The 19,279-nt window shown below is 33.5% G+C and carries 21 protein-coding genes; 15 read left to right on the forward strand and 6 right to left on the reverse strand.

The genetic code is table 11. The features are described 5' to 3' along the window. Positions 1-140: 140 nt before the first annotated feature. Genes JOC75_RS20155 through JOC75_RS20175 form a run of 5 tightly spaced genes read left to right on the forward strand, consistent with a single transcriptional unit; the run spans position 141 to position 5,163 of the window. Positions 141-1,064 carry a hypothetical protein gene (locus tag JOC75_RS20155; RefSeq protein WP_204955771.1) on the forward strand — a complete coding sequence of 308 codons (924 nt, stop codon included), beginning with the start codon at positions 141-143 and terminating at the stop codon, positions 1,062-1,064. A 55-nt stretch (positions 1,065-1,119) separates the two neighbouring features. After that, the gene (locus tag JOC75_RS20160; RefSeq protein WP_204955772.1) at positions 1,120-1,791 is read left to right on the forward strand and encodes a DUF4129 domain-containing protein; all 672 of its coding nucleotides are present in this window, start codon (positions 1,120-1,122) and stop codon (positions 1,789-1,791) included. 3 nt (positions 1,792-1,794) lie between these two features. Beyond that, entirely contained in the window at positions 1,795-2,931 is a 1,137-nt protein-coding gene (locus tag JOC75_RS20165) for a DUF4350 domain-containing protein (protein WP_239589595.1), read from the forward strand. Continuing rightward, a complete protein-coding gene (locus JOC75_RS20170; RefSeq protein WP_204955773.1) occupies positions 2,928-3,854 on the forward strand; it encodes an AAA family ATPase in 927 nt (308 codons plus the stop codon). The genes JOC75_RS20165 and JOC75_RS20170 overlap by 4 nt, the downstream gene beginning before the upstream one ends. Beyond that, positions 3,805-5,163, forward strand: a complete 1,359-nt coding sequence (locus tag JOC75_RS20175; RefSeq protein WP_239589596.1) for a DUF58 domain-containing protein — start codon at positions 3,805-3,807, stop codon at positions 5,161-5,163. Before JOC75_RS20170 ends, JOC75_RS20175 begins: the two co-directional genes overlap by 50 nt. Here JOC75_RS20175 and JOC75_RS20180 read toward each other — a convergent pair. Further along, complete coding sequence (locus tag JOC75_RS20180) at positions 5,158-6,129, reverse strand: stage II sporulation protein M (RefSeq protein WP_204955774.1); 972 nt, start codon at positions 6,127-6,129, stop codon at positions 5,158-5,160. The two genes, JOC75_RS20175 and JOC75_RS20180, sit on opposite strands and share 6 nt — an antisense overlap. 114 nt (positions 6,130-6,243) lie before the next feature. Between JOC75_RS20180 and JOC75_RS20185 the strand changes: the two genes are divergently transcribed. After that, a complete protein-coding gene (locus tag JOC75_RS20185; protein WP_204955775.1) occupies positions 6,244-7,050 on the forward strand; it encodes an RDD family protein in 807 nt (268 codons plus the stop codon). Positions 7,051-7,685: 635 nt separating this feature from the next. Here JOC75_RS20185 and JOC75_RS20190 read toward each other — a convergent pair. The 3 genes from JOC75_RS20190 to JOC75_RS20200 form a co-directional block, all read right to left on the reverse strand. Next, positions 7,686-8,828, reverse strand: coding sequence for a glycosyltransferase family 4 protein (locus JOC75_RS20190; RefSeq protein WP_204955776.1), 1,143 nt, complete (start codon positions 8,826-8,828; stop codon positions 7,686-7,688). Between the two features lie 73 nt (positions 8,829-8,901). Continuing rightward, positions 8,902-9,456, reverse strand: a complete 555-nt coding sequence (locus JOC75_RS20195; protein ID WP_204955777.1) for a phosphatase PAP2 family protein — start codon at positions 9,454-9,456, stop codon at positions 8,902-8,904. A 462-nt stretch (positions 9,457-9,918) separates the two neighbouring features. After that, complete coding sequence (locus JOC75_RS20200; RefSeq protein ID WP_204955778.1) at positions 9,919-10,443, reverse strand: gamma carbonic anhydrase; 525 nt, start codon at positions 10,441-10,443, stop codon at positions 9,919-9,921. Positions 10,444-10,585: 142 nt separating this feature from the next. Here JOC75_RS20200 and JOC75_RS20205 point away from each other — a divergent pair, with 142 nt between their 5' ends. Together JOC75_RS20205 and JOC75_RS20210 are read left to right on the forward strand one after the other, a co-directional pair. Then, entirely contained in the window at positions 10,586-11,401 is an 816-nt protein-coding gene (locus tag JOC75_RS20205; RefSeq protein ID WP_204955779.1) for an alpha/beta hydrolase, read from the forward strand. 35 nt (positions 11,402-11,436) lie between these two features. Continuing rightward, positions 11,437-12,516 carry a tetraprenyl-beta-curcumene synthase family protein gene (locus tag JOC75_RS20210; protein ID WP_204955780.1) on the forward strand — a complete coding sequence of 360 codons (1,080 nt, stop codon included), beginning with the start codon at positions 11,437-11,439 and terminating at the stop codon, positions 12,514-12,516. A 105-nt stretch (positions 12,517-12,621) separates the two neighbouring features. Here JOC75_RS20210 and mnmM read toward each other — a convergent pair whose 3' ends face one another. Both mnmM and mnmL read right to left on the reverse strand, forming a co-directional pair. After that, positions 12,622-13,194, reverse strand: a complete 573-nt coding sequence (gene mnmM / locus JOC75_RS20215; protein WP_204955781.1) for a tRNA 5-(aminomethyl)-2-thiouridylate-methyltransferase MnmM — start codon at positions 13,192-13,194, stop codon at positions 12,622-12,624. Next, on the reverse strand, positions 13,191-14,156 hold the full coding sequence (mnmL, locus tag JOC75_RS20220; protein WP_204955782.1) for a tRNA modification radical SAM protein MnmL/YtqA: 966 nt from the start codon (positions 14,154-14,156) through the stop codon (positions 13,191-13,193). Before mnmL ends, mnmM begins: the two co-directional genes overlap by 4 nt. A 184-nt stretch (positions 14,157-14,340) precedes the next feature. Here mnmL and JOC75_RS20225 point away from each other — a divergent pair, with 184 nt between their 5' ends. The 7 genes from JOC75_RS20225 to JOC75_RS20255 all read left to right on the forward strand — a co-directional run bounded on the left by JOC75_RS20225 (position 14,341) and on the right by JOC75_RS20255 (position 19,172). Then, a complete protein-coding gene (locus tag JOC75_RS20225; protein WP_146949393.1) occupies positions 14,341-14,613 on the forward strand; it encodes a YtzC family protein in 273 nt (90 codons plus the stop codon). Next, entirely contained in the window at positions 14,610-14,777 is a 168-nt protein-coding gene (locus JOC75_RS20230; protein WP_204955783.1) for a glycogen biosynthesis protein GlgD, read from the forward strand. The genes JOC75_RS20225 and JOC75_RS20230 overlap by 4 nt, the downstream gene beginning before the upstream one ends. A gap of 155 nt (positions 14,778-14,932) precedes the next feature. Continuing rightward, entirely contained in the window at positions 14,933-15,349 is a 417-nt protein-coding gene (locus tag JOC75_RS20235; RefSeq protein WP_146949391.1) for a GntR family transcriptional regulator, read from the forward strand. Further along, a complete protein-coding gene (locus JOC75_RS20240; protein WP_204955784.1) occupies positions 15,315-16,193 on the forward strand; it encodes an ABC transporter ATP-binding protein in 879 nt (292 codons plus the stop codon). The genes JOC75_RS20235 and JOC75_RS20240 overlap by 35 nt, the downstream gene beginning before the upstream one ends. Next, on the forward strand, positions 16,187-17,107 hold the full coding sequence (locus tag JOC75_RS20245) for an ABC transporter permease (RefSeq protein ID WP_204955785.1): 921 nt from the start codon (positions 16,187-16,189) through the stop codon (positions 17,105-17,107). The genes JOC75_RS20240 and JOC75_RS20245 overlap by 7 nt, the downstream gene beginning before the upstream one ends. A gap of 24 nt (positions 17,108-17,131) precedes the next feature. Then, positions 17,132-17,830, forward strand: a complete 699-nt coding sequence (locus JOC75_RS20250; protein ID WP_204955786.1) for an ABC transporter ATP-binding protein — start codon at positions 17,132-17,134, stop codon at positions 17,828-17,830. Continuing rightward, positions 17,820-19,172 carry an ABC transporter permease gene (locus tag JOC75_RS20255; protein WP_204955787.1) on the forward strand — a complete coding sequence of 451 codons (1,353 nt, stop codon included), beginning with the start codon at positions 17,820-17,822 and terminating at the stop codon, positions 19,170-19,172. The genes JOC75_RS20250 and JOC75_RS20255 overlap by 11 nt, the downstream gene beginning before the upstream one ends. The last annotated feature ends 107 nt before the right edge of the window (positions 19,173-19,279 follow it).

The raw sequence follows: 19,279 nt of genomic DNA on the forward strand, positions 1-19,279 counted from the left end.
ATATGCACAATAAATATATAAAAATAGCTTATATAAATAATGGATAATATTCCATTGTTTACAATTTTTTTACTTAACAGCTACCAAAAAATGATAAAATAGATGATGTTGACAAAAATTTTTAGTGGAGGAAATGACATATGAACTCATTATTTAATAAACCAAAAGGGTTTGGAGAAATTCTCGATCATACCTTTCGTCTGAGTAAGCAGCGTTTTTCAGACTTCTTTCTAATACTTCTTATTTTAGTAGGACCAATCTATGTTGTTCAAGCTGTTGTTCAATTATTATTCGGAACAAGTTTTTTTAGAGAAACAGGGACTGGATCAAACTGGTTTGAGCAAGTACTCTCAAGTTTCGAACAAGGTACATATGAATATACTGACACATCAGGAAGTCTCGGTACGGATATTAGTTTACTATTAGTAAGTTTAGTTAGTTTAATATTTTTGCCTGTTGCTCAAGCTGCTATTATTCTAGCTGTTAACCATATTCGAAAAGATGAAGAATATACAGTAGGGTCAGTGATTAAAGGAGCTTTTTCAAGATTTTGGCCATTGATTGGTAGTAGTATTCTATTTTTCTTAATTGTGTTTTTCATGATTACTATACCTCTTGTTGTAGTCTTTATTGCTGGTTTTGTATCAGGAGCGATGAATCCAATTTTAGGAATATTACTAGGCATACTTCTATTTTTAGCATTTGCTGTGGGAATTGCTTATCTATTAACTAGATGGAGCTTTTACTTTGGCTCTGTCACATTAAAAGAAGGCTCACCAGGATTTACAAGAAGCTGGAGATTAACAAGAAAACGTGCTTGGCCTTTAATTGGTCTTTATATTATTTTTTCACTTATTACTAGCACTATTAGTGGAGCCTTTCAATTATCGTTTTCTGTTTTATTAGGAAATAGTGTTTTATTAGGGCTTATTGTTAATACAGTGTCGTTAATAACAGCTTTATTTTTCGCAGTTGGATATGCGGTCATATATTTTGATTTGAAAGTAAGACATGATGCTGATGACTTAAAAGATTTGATTGATGAATATGAAGAACTACAATAACCATAAGACTTCTAACATGAAAGAGGATCGGTTAATTACCTGAGGGGGGAGTCTGATGCTAAATGATGAAAAAGCAAAAAAAGAACTCCAGGAAATCTTAAATCAACGGGAATATTTGGTGTATGAAGAAAAGCCTCCTAGCTTTATTGAGAAATGGTGGAATTCGGTTGAAGATTGGTTATCTGAATGGTTAGAGGGTCTATTTCCTACGATAGAGCCAGCTAGTGGAATTGGTGGTCAAGTTTTATTAACTTTAATTGTTATCATGATTTTGCTACTTTTGGGTGTATTTGTTTTTATCATTCTTCGAAATGGAAAACGTAAACGAGCTCTAAGGAAATATCAACCACTTCAAACAATTGATGAAATGAAATGGTCCTATCAAAAGCATCTTAGAGAGTCAAATAGGCAGGAATTGCAGAGAGAATTTAATTTATCAACAAGGCATTTGTTCTTGGGACTTCTCCTTTATTTTCATGAAAAGAATCTGTTAAAAGCGAGAATTTGGAAAACAAATTGGGAGTATTATGATGAATTAATGAAAGTAAATAAACAATGGGCTAACCAATTTTATAATCTAGCACAATTGTTTGACGAGGTTACTTATGGAGAAAGAATCATTGGGGAAGAAGAATATCATCATTTTAAGAAAATTGTCTTAAACTTAATTGAGGATGAAGAATTTCATCATCATTTATCTGAGCAAGGTGAGAGAAATGGGGTGTAAGCTTTGGCAAATGTATCTATAAAGATGAAAAATTGGATTCTCATTCCTATTTTTTTACTGATTATTTTATTTAGCAGCTATTTCCTTGCCTCAGGAAAGCCAGAGTATTACCAAAATTATGTTTCAAACTCACCTTCCCCAACAGGAACAAAAGCATTTTTTACGTATTTAGAAAACGAAACAAACTCTATTTCTGCTTGGACTAGACCACCTAATTTACTTCCAGCAGAGGATAAAAATCAAGTACTTCTGATGATTGAACCAGCTTTTGTGCCAAGTACTGAAGAAATGGAAGCTTATAAAAATTATATGGAAGCTGGTAATACGATCATTTTATTTAGTCAAAATCCTAAAGGTTACTTTGATGTGAATGTTATCTTTGATCAAGAACTACTGCCAGAAGGAACAATTTATGATGACCAAGGTAATAGCTACAAGGCCGAAGTGAATTCTAGTATAACTCTTAAAGCTCATAATGATGATGAAATTTTATTACATAGTAAATCTGACGGTGTACTAGCTTTGAAACGTTCTTTTGGTGAAGGTCAGTTTATTGTTGCAACTAGTCCTGAATGGTTAATGAATAGAAATATTATCAATGATGATCATACATCACTTATTTTGACATTGATTAATAGCATTGATGGTGAGAATTACTTGTTTGATGAATATATTCATGGACAGCAAAACTCTTCTTCATTTATTGCTGTATATCCAAAGTGGTTTTTATTATTGCTATTACAAGGATTAATCATTACTATCTTGTTTTTATGGTACCAAGGAAAACGATTTGGACCTATTATAGTAGCTAGAGAAGAAAATGTGAGATTTAGTGATGAAAAAATTAAAGCTATTGCTGCATGGTATCTTAGAAGTAAGAATTATCATGATTCTTTATTGATTCAAGCAGATTTTGTTAAGTCACTTCTTCAGGAGAAGTGGAGTATTCCATATAGTAAAGCATGGGAAGATGTATATAGTGATTTAGAAAGAAAGTGGAAACAGCAAAGTAACAAAGAAATAAAAAATTTTCTTGAAGGTTTATCTGAAGCTTTAACTAAAAAGAAGCTAACGAAACAAGAATATTTACTATGGTCTAAAAAACTTGATACCTTAAGGAAAGAGGTGGAAGAAGGATGAATTCACAATTAACATCCTTATTTGAAAAATATGAACAACGAATAGTTGGGCAAGATCTAAATCTTAAACTTTTGTTATCTTCTATTCTAGCTGGTGGACATGTGTTAATAGAAGGTGTGCCAGGAACAGGTAAAACACAAATGGTTAAAACATTGGCAGGGCTTTTAGGTGGAGAATTCAACCGAATTCAATTTACTCCTGATCTACTTCCTAGTGATATAACCGGAAGTACAGTTTATAATATGAAAGAAGGTTCTTTTCAAACCTTGAAGGGACCGATTTTTACAGATGTACTTTTAGCTGATGAAATTAATCGAACTCCTGCTAAAACACAAGCAGCTTTGTTAGAAGCGATGGAAGAAAAGCAGGTAACGATTCAAGGTGAAACCTATCAATTATCAGAAATGTTTTTTGTTGTTGCTACACAAAACCCAATCGAATTTGAGGGAACATATCCTTTACCAGAGGCACAGCAGGATCGTTTTTTATTTAAATTATTAATTGACTTTCCAACTTTTGAAGACGAAAAGCAAGTACTGAAACAAGTATTGGAAAATGAAATGAAAAGTACGTTGAAACAAATACTCAATATGGAATCATTTTTAATGATAAGAAATGAGATCGAACAAATAACCTTAAGTGATAGTGTTTTAGATTATATTATGCAACTTGTAAGAAGAACAAGGGAGACAGATTCAATACAATTTGGAGCAAGTACTAGAGCTGCTATCTCAATAGGAAAAGCAGGAAAAGCTTGGGCATATCTATCTGGACGAGATTATGTCACACCAGATGATATTAAAATTGTTGCAAAGCCAAGTTTAAGACATCGAATTCAATTATCTCCACATGTAGAATTGGAGGGAACAACCGTTGATCAAATTATTGAAGAACTTGTGGGGGCGACTCCTGTTCCGAGATAAAGGAATTCTACCTACAAAGAAATTGCTTGCCTTTTTCTTGATAATGTCTACAGGATTGCTCCTGTTATCAATCTGGGATGTTTCTTGGGTGGTATTAATCTTAATTAATCTACTTTTTTTATTGCTTAGTTTAATAGATTTAGCTTTCATACCAGCTACTAAACAAATCATTGTTGAACGCAGAATTCCTGATGAAATGGAAAGAGGGATTTCTTATCCTATTTCAATCAATATAACAAATCACTCTAAACATCAAGTTAAGTTTAGAGTGATTGATGGAATTCCTCAATCCTTTCAAACGGATTTTCCTATTATGGGATTTGTTCAAGGAGAAAGTTCAACAACTGCTTCTTACAAGGCAATTGCAAAGATAAGAGGTATGTATACTGTAAAAGAGATTTATATAAGATATAGAAGTTTAGTGGGGCTATGGGAAAGGCAAGCCAAAACACATCAAGAACATACAGTTAAAGTCATTCCAGATTTAACATCAACGAGAAATTATCTCGAAAGTGCACAGAAGTTCTTACTACACGAAGGTATGAAGGTACGTAAACAAAAGACAGGGAGCGGAGAATTTACAAAGATTAGAAGCTTTGTTGTAGGGGATGATCCGCGTAAAATAAATTGGCGTCAGACTGCAAAATTACAAGAGGTTATGACAAATGAATATGAGCCTGAACATGGAAAGTATATTACAGTTTTAATTGATTGTGGAAGAATGATGGGTGTTGAGCTTTCCAAAAGTAACAGATTAGAAAAGGCATTAGAGGCGGCATTAACTCTTATCACAGCAGCTCTTCAAAAAGGTGATTATGTCTCTGTTCTAGCTTTTTCTAAGAACGTAAAGGTTTATGTCCCACCTGCTAAAGGGATGGCACATTTACAAACAATTCTTGAGGCAGTATACAATCTAGAAGTTGATGCTTCAGAGTCAAATTATGCAGCTGTTTTAACATATTTACAGACGTTACAAAAGAAGAGGAGCTTACTTCTATTATTTAGTGATGTTCAAACCTTTCTACACGAAGAAAGTGCACTAGTTTATTTAAAACGATTACGTAAGCGTCATTTGTTTTTAATGTTAGGTATCGAGGATGAGTTTTTGTTGAATGAAGTGAGAGCTGTGCCATCTGATGTACAAAAAGCAATGAAAAAAAGCGTTGCTCAGCAGCAACAGCTTTTTAAGAAGCGCGAAAAAATAAAATGGGAAAAGCAAGGCCTCCAAATGGTGGAAGCAAAAGAGGAGAACCTTGCAACTGTAGCAGTTTCCAACTATATTTCAATGATGAATCAAGGGATTTTATAGATTAGTCAATTTTTTACGTTCAAGAAGGGATCTTCCGATTAAAACATAAAAAACTAGTCCGAAAACAGTTAAAATAGCAACAATATATTTTGCTTCTAATGAAATAGGAGCAGGTGTGATATATCCTTCAATAATCCCAGCAATAACAAATAACGGAATGGTTCCAAGTAATAATTGTACAGAATGTTTAGCTTGTTTTTTAAGCTGATATGCTCTTGTATATGGACCAGGGACAAAAAGCTTATATCCCATTAACAAGCCTGCTCCTCCTGCAATAAAAATGGCAGTAAGCTCGATCATCCCGTGCGGAACTATATATGCCCAAAAGTCATATGCTTTATCATGCTGCCAAAATAGAGCAGCTAAAGCACCGATGATAATTCCATTGTAGATTAATAGATAAACAGTTAGAATTCCGAAGGTTATACCACCAGCAAAAGCTAATATAGCAACCTGTATATTATTTGTCATAATGGTCGCAGACATAAAAGGTGAATCTACTGCTCCATCATGATCACCTAAGCTTTCTGGATCAACTCCTTGAGCGATATCAGCAGGTAAAATGGAATAGATGTTAAGTGAATCATTTAAAACTGAAAAATAGCTTCCTACTGCTCCTAATATAAATAAAAGCATAGCAATGATCACAAACTTCCATTGCTTTAAAAATAGTCCGATAAATGTCGTACTAAAAAAATACCGAAATTGTTTCATACTTGAAGTTTGGTCTTTATACAATAAATTATGAGCTTTAGAAACAAGTCCATTTAAATATGTTGTAACATCTTCTGTAGGAAAATAAGTTTGGCTGTATGAAAGGTTTTGCGCTGTTTTTTGATATAGGCGATTAAATTGCTCGATATCATTACCAGTCAATGAACGCCTTTTTTTACTTAATAAAGAGATAAGCTGTTCAAGCTGCTTCCAGTCATCTCGATGTTGTTTCATAAACTGCTTGATATTCATCGTTCCACCTTCTTATCTAAATATATGTATATATCACTTTACCTATCTTATTATAGTGATATTATAGAAAAATAGAAACCATATTAGGGAAAAATATCCAAGAAAGTAGTGAGTGTGTTGCAGCAACATGTTGATATAAAAACACCTGAATATGTTTCATTAAAATTTCAACCTGCCGGGTTAGGAAGTAGGACGGCAGCACTACTAATTGATCATCTAATTTTAACGACCGTTAGTGTGTTGATACTTATTGGAACATTTATCCTGATGTACGATATGCCTGTTGAGTTTATTTTTATGTATGAATTCTATTCCTATCCATTTGCCATTACCATCATTGTTCTTTTCGTTTTAAATTGGGGCTACTTTTTTGCGCTTGAGTTCTTTTATGGTGGAAAAACATTAGGTAAGAAAATGATAGGAATACGTGTTATTCAGGATAATGGACATAGCTTAACTTTATTATCTAGTTTTATTAGAAATTTATTAAGAATAATTGATACCCTACCAGCAAATTATTTATTGGGAATGATTATGATTTTCTTTCACTCAAAACATAAAAGAGTTGGAGATATAGTTGCGGGTACAATTGTTATTCATGAAAGAAAAGCTAAAAATAGTAAGAAGCTTTCACCAATTGAGAAGGAAATTGCTAGGAAGGGTCTGAGAAAAGAAGATCTTGTGATTGAGGAATGGGCATTAAAATCGTTAACATCAAAGGAATGGGAATTGCTCAAGGTTTATAGTAATCGTATTTTGCAATTACCGGTAGATGAAAGGAAGCAATTAACAGAGAGAATTGGAAATATTGTGTTTTCTAAAATTGGTATGGATGTTGTTGGGAAAACAAATGAAGAAGTTGAAAATAATTTATTGATTCTTTATTTGATTTTAAAGGATGAGTGGGAATTTGAGTTGTGATATTTGGGACAATGCGCTTTGGGGTATTGTTCTTTTTTTTGAATAAAATGCTTTTTGACTTTGTTGCTTCTGAATTTATTTGTTAGTAGTAACTGGTTCGTTACATTTCGCTGCAGACACTTGCTTTCCGCGGGGAGGAAGTCAAGCCTCCTCGGCTTCGCCTGTGGGGTCTTGACCTTTCCTCTGCACCCGCAGGAGTCAAGTGTCTTCCGCTCCATTTCACTATAAACAATAAACTACAATAGCTTCAATAACTAAGTTATTGGGGTGTTTAAAAAAAGGTGAATCATTGTGATTAATTTTTCACTTTTTCTTATTAAACATATAATGGACCCCTGCAAAAAATGATCTACTCACATTCAACCAGACGTCCCAAACCAGTTAAATATTCCAATAATTGTATATGTTGACTTCATACTTTTAAATCATTTCCCAAGCTCTATTGTCAATAAAAAATATTGTCACCATAAGTTTGTTTGTAAGTTTTTATCCAATCCTCAATCCAATCCAGTCCGTTTAATTTATCGAGAAAATAACAAGCGTGAATTCGTACTTGAATTCACGCTTGTATCTTTGTAATTTACTTTTTGCAGTGATTATTTGTCCCTGATTAATGTAATGATTTCATGAGGTATTTAAGCATATCTAAACTGATTTTTTTCTGTTATTGCGTCTTCGTATTCTTTTAGCAATTCTTCGAAAATATGATTCCATGTTTGAGTTAATGCGTATTGTCGGGCTTCTTTTTCCATATTTTCTCGTAGTGCTTTGTTTAGAAGTAATTCTGAAATGCGTTCTTGGAATTCTATGACATTTTTAGGCTCACAAAGGTAGCCGGTTTTTGCTTGTTTGATGATATTTTTAACTCCACCAGAATTAGATGCTATTACAGGTGTACCAGATGCTAATGCTTCTAGGACGACATTTCCGAATGTTTCTGTTGGAGAAGGAAAAATAAACAAATCTGAGGATGCATATATTTTTGCAAGCTCAGTACCTTTCAAATACCCTGCAAAGGTCATATTATTTGGTGCTTTTTTCTTCATATCCTCTTTTGATGGACCATCTCCTACAATTAACCAATGTACATCATTTTTAATTGAATCAGGAAGCTGATGTGTGATATTCATTAGTGTATCAATATCTTTCTCCGGAGCTAATCTTCCTACATAGGTTAAAACAAACTTTTCATTAATCTTATAGTTATGTCGAACCTCATCATGGGAATAATTTGGATGAAATAAATTGCAGTCTACACCTCTACCCCATATACGCAATTTAGAAAAGCCTTTTCTCTTTAATTGCTCTAATGTTTCATTAGAGGGAACAAAGATTTTGCGATGTGGTTTATGAAACCAATGCATATATTTCCATAAAACTTTTGATAAAAATTGAAGATCATAGTATTCAAGGTATTGGTCGAAATCAGTATGATAAGATCCAACAATAGGGATATTTAATTTTTTAGCGTAATGTAAACCACACACTCCAATATTAAAAGGTGTTGCGACATGAATTAAATCAGGCTTGAAGCTTTGTAGCTCTGCTTTAACTTGAAGCATATTTGGTAATGCTAGCCTACATTCTGGATATAAGAAAAAGGGTAAGCTTGTGAAACGATGAATATGACTTGAAAACATTGATTCTTTTGTACTTTCAGGTGCAAAAACTCGAAATTCATAATTGTTTTCTTCTAAGTAGTCAGTAAGTCGTTTTAATGTACGTGCAACTCCATTAACATCAGGTGCAAAAGTATCTGTGAAAATAGCTATTTTCATCGAATCCCCCCGGTTACACTTGTAAGTGAAACGTATTTGCAAATATGACTAATGGTTATTTAGAGCAGTTCACTCATAGTGAAGCAGTATAGAATAATTCAGTTAGTATAGTGTATGTTAGAAACCCTGAAGAGCTTCCAAGTAAACATCCAGCTAAAACATCTGAAGGGTAATGAAGTCCTAAATACATTCTTGATAAGCCTATGCTTACTCCAAGAGGAATTAATATCATAGTCAATTGAGGCATATATAAGATAAAAGGTATAATAACCGAAAAAATCGCCGTCGTATGGCCTGATGGAAAAGAATGATCCTCTAATGGATTAGCTGGGACCTTTGTTTCAATAAGTGAGATATAAGGTCTTTTACGCGGATAGAGCTTTTTAACCAATGCAACAGGAAGATGACTAATAAGTAGTGCAGTTGCACTTGCAATAGCTGTTGCTTGAATATGACCTCTAGAGAAAATAATGATGCTCAAAGTGATGGCTATTGTGGCAATGGCGCCTCCAAGATGTGTTATATTTCGAAAGTAGAAATTCAATAGCTTTTGGTCATACAATTGATTCACAATTCGAAAAAGCTTGCATTCAAAATCATACATGTTGGAGATAAGCTTTGTTTTCATTGATTTAGACACTCCTTTAGTTAACCTCTCTTATACTATTTTAGTTCAGAAATATTTAGTTAATAATAAGAAATTGTAAAATATTCCTTCACATAATTTTCACAAAGTTAATGTTTTCTAAATAAAAGGTTACCCTGTGGTTAATATAATCATTCACAGCAGTCACTACGCACAATGGGAATCAATTTTCTAGATCGATAAGTGGATATTAGGAGCTTTATTCGGTATTCAAAAAAATAAACAAACAATAATTTTGCAGTCTTGTCTTTTTATGATTATGACTATTTGAAGAAAGTGAAAAAGAGAATTGTGAATAAATTGAGGGGGAGGAGTTTATGACAATTTCATAAACATTCATGGAAATAACGTGTATGTTCGTTCAGAGGGTGATACCATTATTGTTGTAGTGATTAATACAATTTTGTGAAAAAGGCAACTGGGTTTAACCAATTGCCATGTTAATTATAACTTCGTTGTTTGTTGAAGAGATTTGTAATACTTCCCTTTTTCAACATATTCTTGACGAATACGATCCATGTCATTTAGATCATCATTTGTTAAAGTTCTAACAACTTTTGCAGGTCTACCTAGCGCTAGTGAGTGGGGAGGAATCTTTTTACCAGGTGGAACTAAACTACCGGCTCCTATAAAAGCTCCTTCGCCAATTTCGGCTCCGTCTAAAATAATGGAGCCCATGCCGATTAAAGCCTTTTCACGAATAATTGAACTGTGTAGGATTACACTATGACCAACAGTCACATCATTCTCAATGATAAGAGGTTTGTTGGGACTTTGATGTAAACAGCATAGATCTTGAATATTCACTCGATCACCAATAATCGTAGGTGCTACATCGCCTCTTATTACCGATTGAAACCATATGCTTGTCTCATCACCGATAACAACATCTCCAGTGATCGTTACATAATCAGCAATAAAAGCTGAATCTGATATTTTGGGGCTTTGATCTTTGTAAGGATAAATCATGTTTGTTCGTCCTTTCTTATGGGAATAATATACTTTTTATCGTTAGTTTTATTATAACAAAGGCTCTATTAAACTTAATAGGAGCGATTGAAAAATTGAAACAAACTTATTTTTTAGGCTATTGAAAAGGGAGGCAGCAATTATGTGGAAATGGGAAGCTGAAGTAGAGCTAGCAAAGGGTGTAATCGTCATTGTTCATGGAGCTGCTGAACATCATGGTCGTTATAAATGGCTTGTTGAAATGTGGAGACTAGCTGGTTACCATGTCATTATGGGCGATTTACCAGGTCAAGGAACATCTACGAGAAGAAGAGGACATATTCAATCCTTTGACGAATACATTATAGAGGTTAATGAATGGATTAAAGAAGCAAAAAAGTTCAATCTGCCTTTATTTTTAATAGGACATAGTATGGGTGGTTTGGTTGTTATTCGTTCTTTACAGGAGAAACATCAGGAAGTAAAAGCCGTAATATTATCATCACCTTGTTTAGGTATTTTATATAAGCCTAATAAAGCATTGGAACTTGCTTCAAGAGGGTTAAATATTATTGCACCTTCTTTTAAGGTTGAGTCAAATTTAAATGTTTCAATTGCAACGAGGAATAAATCTGTGCAAGATAATGATGAAAATGATTCTTTATATGTGACAAAGGTTTCGGTTAGATGGTATCGTGAACTGATACATGCAATGGAAGAGGCACAAAAGCAGGTCGGTAAATTCCAGGAAGTTCCGTTGCTACTTATGCAAGGAGGAGCGGATAAAATTGTTGATAAGTCACTTGTAAAAGAGTGGTTTAACAAAGTTGATCTTCTTGAGAAGAGCTATAAAGAATGGGAAGGCTTGTATCATGAAATTTTTAGTGAGCCAGAACGTGAACAAGTATTTGAGAGAGCGAAGCACTTTTTCGATACTCACTGCTTGAATGATAGACCAGAAGATCAATCAGATACTTAAATATAAAAATTTATAATTAAGAGGTGACACCCCCTTTGACAGTACCGCAGCATCCATTAAGATTAATGACGAAAGTGTATCGTGAAATTTTCCCAATTGTCCATTTTTACATTGGTCATTGGCGAGAATATGCAGAAAAAATTCCTAATAAAGAGTTAAGAACTCAAGCAATCAATAGTATAAATGAAAAAGAATTTCACTGTGAGGGTGGAGGAATATTAGCAATTATCTCTGGTACACATAAACAGCAATGTATTGAATTTATTGTTGCGTATCAAACGATAAGTGATTATTTAGATAACTTATGTGATCGAAGTACATCCTTGGATCCTGAGGATTTCAGAATGCTACATCAATCTATGCTTGATGCTTTAACCTGCGGAGCCCCATGTAAAAATTATTACCAATACAGAGAAGATCAAGATGATGGTGGGTATTTACACAGTCTTGTGCAAACTTGTCAAAATGTTTTAGCTGAGTTAAAGCATTATCCTATCATTGCAAAGCATCTTATTGAATTATCTGGTTATTATTGTGATCTTCAAGTACATAAGCATGTAAAAAAAGAAGAACGTGTACCAAGACTTGAAAATTGGTTTCAAAAGCATAAATCAAATCTTCCTGACATGGAATGGTATGAATTTTCAGCATGTACTGGTTCAACATTAGGTATATTCTGTTTAGTTGCGTATGCTTTCCAAGGTGATTTTGAAGAAACGCAGGCCTTACAAATTAGAAATAGCTATTTCCCATATATTCAGGGATTACATATTTTACTGGATTATTTGATTGATCAAGACGAGGATGAGCTTGGTGGTGACTTGAATTTCTGCAGTTATTATTCCTCTGAATCTTCTATGATGAAAAGGCTAGAGTACTTCGTGGAAAAAGCTGATGACCACTTGAAGGGGATACCACATGAGAATTTTCACAAATTGATTAACCGAGGATTATTGGGTGTTTATTTATCAGACGATAAAGTAGCTACACATAAGGATCGCAATAAGCTAGCTAAAAAGTTAATTAGACTCGGAGGAATGACTACTTATTTCTTTTATTTTAATGGAAGAGCCTATAGAGCATTTCAAAAGTTAAATTGGAAAAAAAGCTCTTAATTCTTTAATAATTTGTGGCTGTTTATTGTGGGAGTTTAAGAAGTGTTGTTTACACCTCACAAAGTTAGAGTGGATCTAATTTTGTGAGGTGTTTTTGCTATAGTATTAACATTTTTCTATTGCAACGATATAAGGAGGATTATTTTGTTTGTTTAGAAATTGATATTGAATGACATGGGCTACTTGTGGATCAATTGAAGTGACGTAATTCATCAGTTCATCTCGTTCAAGTTTCCCTTCAGTATGACCATGATAGATCACGATAACAATGATACCCTCTCGCTTCATAAGCCTTAATAATTGCTCAATAGCAGCTTTTGTTGTATCTGGTAATGTAACGATTGAGGGATCTCCACCTGGTAAATATCCTAGATTGAAGATTGCTCCACCAACTTTGCCTACAAGCTGTTGTGGTATGACTGATGTAACTGTTTCATGTCCTTGTTGTACAAGAGTCACACGTTCTTCCAACTTCTCAGCTTTTAGTCGATCATTCGTGTTTATAATTGCCTGCTGTTGTATGTCAAATCCATAAACATGTCCACTTTCGCCTACTAATTTCGCTAAAAAAGCGGTGTCATGACCATTTCCAACTGTTGCATCTACAACAATATCCCCTGCATTTACGGAATTTTGTAAAAGCTGTTTGGCAAACGGTAATATTCTCTGAAGCTTCATATTATGTTTCCCTCAGCTTCTAAATAATACTTTCCTTGGAAGCTGTTACGTCTTTTTAATTCAGCATCAATTGAATTTAATACATCCCATTTATTAACACTCCACATTGGTCCAATCATTAAATCAATGGGACCATCACCTGTTATACGATGAACAATCATTTCAGGAGGAATAATTTCTAATTGATCACATACAAGATTTACATATTCATCTTGTGATAAAAACTCTAGCTTGCCTTTTTCATATTGTTTAACCATTGGAGTTCCTTTTAATAAATGCAATAAATGGATCTTTATTCCTTGCACATCAAGTTGTGAAACAGCTTTAGCAGTTTCCATCATCATTTGGTTATTTTCTAATGGCAATCCGTTAATAATATGAGAGCAAATTCGAATTCCATGTTTTCTTAGCTTATTCACACCTTCTATATAGCATTGATAATCATGTGCTCGGTTGATTAAAAGCGCTGTTCGTTCATGGACAGTTTGTAAGCCTAGCTCAACCCATAAATAAGTTCTTTCGTTTAACTCAGCTAAATATTCAATCACATCATCTGGTAAACAATCTGGTCGTGTTGCTATTGATATACCTACAACACCTTCTTGATTTAATACCGATTCAAACTTTTCTCTTAAAACATCTACTGGAGCGTGTGTATTTGTATAGGCTTGAAAGTAAGCCATGTATTTACCATCTTTCCATTTATGATGCATTTTATGTTTAATTTCGTTAAATTGAGTCACTAAATCATCTGCTCGATTACCTGCAAAATCACCAGATCCAGCTGCACTACAAAAAGTACAGCCACCATGTGCAACTGTGCCATCTCGATTAGGACAATCAAATCCACCGTCTAGAGCCACTTTAAATACTTTATGTCCAAAATGCTGTCGTAAATGATAATTCCATGTATGGTATCGTTTATTATCAGTTGCAAAAGCAAACGGAGAAGCTTGATTCAAAGCAAATCCCTCCTTTTTAGTATCGATCATGGATATTTCATCTAAATATCTTATCATGATGCCTTTTAAAAAAATAGCCATTTGGATTGTTACCATTATTTAAAACACAAGTTTTTAAGAGTACTGTTCATAATAAACTATGATGAAGCTTTCATTAACTTCATATCGTTTGGAGGAGATACAGATGGCAACAAGACAATCCGTTGACGAATATTTACAAAGATGTACAGACGCCCTTGATTACGCTCGTGATCAATATAAAACAGGTATGAAGCAAGAACATTATAATGAGACAGAATATACAAAAGCTCTTCAACAATTAGAAGATGCGGTAAATGATATTAACCACCTATCTTTAAGTGCGAATGATCAACAACAAGATCAGCTTTATCGTATGAGATTACAATTACAGCAAGTTCAAAATGAAATGATCTTAAAGGGGGATACTGAACGATGAAAAAACGTTCCAAGCAAAATAACCCTGAGCAAAAAACGAAAAATGGAATCAATAATAACGACTTAGAGGTTGGACAAGATTATGATCCTATAAAAGAAACAAAAGCTAAAAATGCCAAAAAAGGTCAACCAATAAAATCAAAGCAAAGAGTTGAAATGGAATAAATGAAAAAGGACCTTCTATGGTCCTTTTTTCGTGTTAACTCTTCTACATAAAATAATTATTGACAAATAGTTACCAACATATTATCGTACTAAGTGTACTACATTATATAATACACTTAGTTCAATTTTAACTTGAGAGAAAGAAGGGAGAAACGATGATCCAAATAGATCCGAGAAGTTCTACTCCCATTTATGAACAAATCATTCAACAAATGAAAGAGCTTTGTTTTAAAGGGTTATTAAAATCTGGTGACAAGCTACCATCAGTCCGGGAATTATCAACAATGATTATTGCTAATCCAAATACTGTTAGTAAGGCTTACAAGGAATTAGAAAGACAAGGCATTATTGAAACATTACGAGGACGAGGGACATATGTTTCCGAAAATGCAAGAGTATCATTAGATGAAAGGAAGATGGAAGTGATAAAGGAACAATTAAAGCCTTTGATTATCGATGCATTTTATGCGGGTATTGATTTTAACCATATTCATGAATGGATTGATGAAATAAAGAAAGAAGTAGGGGGAGAATCCCATGCTCGAAATAAAGAATCTCACGAAAAAAATTGACAATATTGAAGTCATAAAAGATATCAATTTAAAGCTAAAGTCTGGTGAAATTTTTGGTTTGCTAGGACGTAATGGCTCTGGAAAAACAACTTTACTACGTTGTATCCAACAAATCTTGAATGTAGACCAGGGTCAAATTTTATTTGAAGATATATCGATTTTAGATCATCCACTAATGAAACGTAATGTGGTTTATCTGCCCGTGCAGAATCCAGCATTTGATCGTTATACATATAAACAATTAGTGAGGTTGTTACGGACCATCTATCCAGATTTTGATGTGACCTATGCTAATGAATTAGTGAATCGTTATGATTTACCAGAAAATAAAAGATACAGAGAATTATCAACAGGCTTAAAAAAGCAATTATCTTTGATTTTATCATTCTCCATCAGACCAGCTGTTATTATGCTAGATGAACCAACTGATGGAATTGATGCCGTTACAAGATATGACTTACTTCAATTAATGATTGATGAAGTGGCTAATAAAGGAACAACAATTTTAATAACATCTCATCGATTAGAAGATATTGAGCGGATTTGTAACCGGATTGCTTTTTTAGAAGACAATAAGTTATCTGAAGTGATAGAAGTTGAAGACTTGAAGGAAGATTATGTAAAGGTACAACTTGCATATGACAATGATGTTGAATTAAAGATTAGAAAAAGAGGGATCCCAATTTTAGAATCAACTGGTGTATTCTACACAGTAATACTAAAACGTGATGATGAAGATAGTCATGAATTTTTAAACCTTCTTGCACCAAGAATTTGGAATGAACTTTCCGTTTCGTTAGAGGAAGTATTTATTGCAAAGTTTGGAGGAAAGAGAAGATGGTAGCGGTGGAATTGATGAAAGTGGAAATGAGGAGAAATTGGATTCAATTACTGATTACTTTTTTAATTCTATCCTTTTTTACACCTTTAAATATTTGGTCTCAATATATGAATTATCATAACTATGAATTTGTTGATTTTCTATATACGGAAGTAACGTTTATTTTCATCGTCTTAATCATAGCATTAGCTCTTGTTCAAATTGGCAGTGAACGAAGCAATGGCATATTGGAGTTTACTTGTTCACTACCATATTCAAGAGCTCAAATTTATTTGACGAAATGTTTCTTAGGTTTAAGCGTTATTTTAATAGGTTGGTTATTTTCTTTTTCTTTAACCGGGCTTATCCTGCGGTTAAATGAAATACACACTATTTATTTTATAGAATACTACTTAGATGGTTTAGGAGCTTTGTTACTATTTTATTCGATCACGATTTCGGCGGGAGCATTTACTGGTACAGCTTTTGCTCAAGGTTTAGTTACAATTACAGTAAGCATTCTTCCACTATTATTAGTTTTGTTAACTATTATTCAGATAGATATACTTTTTAATCTCGAAATAGCTCTTGATGATAAGTTACAGAATGTGTATAGCATATCACCAGTATCTTATCTATTATTTGATTCTGCTCGTTATTCAGAGCTATACATGCCATTTCTTTTAGCATGTTTATTTCTTATCGCTGGTTATTTTGCTTTCATTAAACATCCGATAGAACGGACCGGAGCTTTTTTTACATGGAAATCAATGAACAGACCTGTGCAAATTATTGTCATTTTTATAGGGGTTATAGGTTTTAGTGCGTTTGGTTATTTAACAGATGAACGAATGCTAGGTTATTTGATCGGCGGAGGAATTGGAGCATTTATCGGTTTTATTGTTAGTTATTATCTCATTTTTAAAAAGAAAAAATAGCTAAAGCAAATTGGAGGAGAAAATATGATCGAGGTTCATCAGTTAAGCCATTCGTTTAAGGTTGGTAAAAAAGGCAGTGAAAAAGAAATCCCTGTTTTGAAGAATATCTCCCTGAAAATTAATAAAGGAGAAATTGCTTCAATAGTAGGAAGAAGTGGCTCAGGTAAATCAACTTTGCTAAATTTACTTTCAGGCTATATATCGCCTACATCAGGTGATATTTTGATCCATGATACAAATGTTACAAAATTTAATGAAAAGAAATGGGCAAAATTCCGCTTGGACAATCTTGGCTTTATCTTTCAAAGTTTTCAGCTTATCTCAAGTTTAACAACGTTTGAGAATGTTGAATTACCATTAACTTTAAAAGGGATTGATTCTGCTGAACGTAAAAAAATGGTTATGTCTTTACTAGAAGAAGTAGGCTTACATGAACATACTGAGCACTATCCAAATGAATTATCAGGAGGGCAGCAGCAACGTGTAAGTATTGCTAGAGCTCTTATTACTAAGCCGAGTATCATTTTTGCAGATGAACCAACAGGCAGTCTAGATTCAGAAACAGAAAAGGAAATTTTAGATTTGATAAAACAATTAAATAAAGAGCAAGGAATTACGTTTTTCATCATTACACATGATGATGAGGTAGCAAGTATTAGTAACCACAAGTTTCACTTACAAGATGGTGTCTTAGTTAAAGGGGGTGCTGTTGTTGAAGTTTAACGATCAAATTAAATTCATGTTTAGAAATATGAAAAAAAATCGACTAAGGGTATTTATGACCATATTAGCTACAACAATGGCGTGTGCTTTTTTAATTGTATTGGCATCTGTTGGATTTGGCATTCAAAAAAGTATAACGGAAGAAATTAAATCACAGCAATTGATAACGGAAGTAACTGTCTATGGTAAAGCAGAAACAAAACCAGACGAGTCAGCATTTTTAAGCAGCGAAGACTTAGGAGAACTAGCTGATGTAGAAAATGTTACAGCTGTTGTTCGTCGGAACACAATTGAAATGGAAGCAGAGGTTGCTGTTGATGATCGTACTGGAAGTACATATCCAATCTATATTACAAACATGGAAGAAGAATTAAAGGCTAATTTATCACTATCAAAGGGAGCAATTCCTAAAGAAGAAAATGAAGTTATTGTTGGTTATCATTTTGCACAAGCATTGCTTACTGAAAAGGAAAGAGAAGAATATGATAAGAAGCAAGAAGCTGCCCCTGAAGGAGAGATGATTGAAGAGCCTGTTGGTTTTGAAGTTGATTTGATTGGTAAAGAGTTAACTGTAAAAGTGACGAAATATACCGAAGAAAAGAATGAAGAAAAAAGCGAAGAAAAATCGTTTACCTTTAAAATATCGGGAATAGGCAAAGAACCTTCAAGAGATTGGGAGACAGACCAGAGTATCTATATAAATGATTCTCTTCGTGAAGAAATTTTAGGATTTACTTTTGTAAGTGAAGAAGAAACAAAGGTAGAAGAAATTCCATATAGTCAAGTATTAGTTTATGCGACAAGCTTAGAAAAAGTGGAACAAGTCACGAATGATTTAAAAGATAAAGGCTACAACGTGTATTCAATAACAGAAGAATTAGATAGTGTAAATTTATTTTTTACTGTTTTTAAGGCAGGTCTAGTGTTTGTTGGAACAATTGCTATTATCATTGCATCCATTGGAATTTTTAACACAATGACAATGGCAGTAACAGAACGAACACAGGAAATAGGAATTATGAAAGCCTTAGGTGCTCAGCCAAGCACAATTAGAAGGATCTTCTTAATGGAAAGTGCTTATATCGGGATAATGGGAGCATTAATCGGAGTAGCCATTTCTTATGCAATAAGCTTCGCAGCTAACATGTTATTACCAATTATTTTAAGTGCTGCATTAGGCTCAGAAAATAGTTCTATCGATTTTGTTTTCTCATATATTCCATTTAGTCTAGTGGTAATTGCATCTGCTATAAGTATCGGTGTAGCTATGATTTCTGGTTTTAGACCTGCAGCTAAAGCAACAAATATTAATGTTTTATCTGCTTTAAGAAGAGAAATGTAAAGGTATGTTGGTCATTGTTTAGGAAATGTTAATTGATAGAAAAACATACTTAATATGAAAATGACGATCAAACCAAATCGAAAAGTAATTTGGTCTGGTCGTCATTT

The sequence above is a fragment of the Metabacillus crassostreae genome, from assembly GCF_016908395.1.
Lineage (GTDB): Bacteria > Bacillota > Bacilli > Bacillales > Bacillaceae > Metabacillus > Metabacillus crassostreae.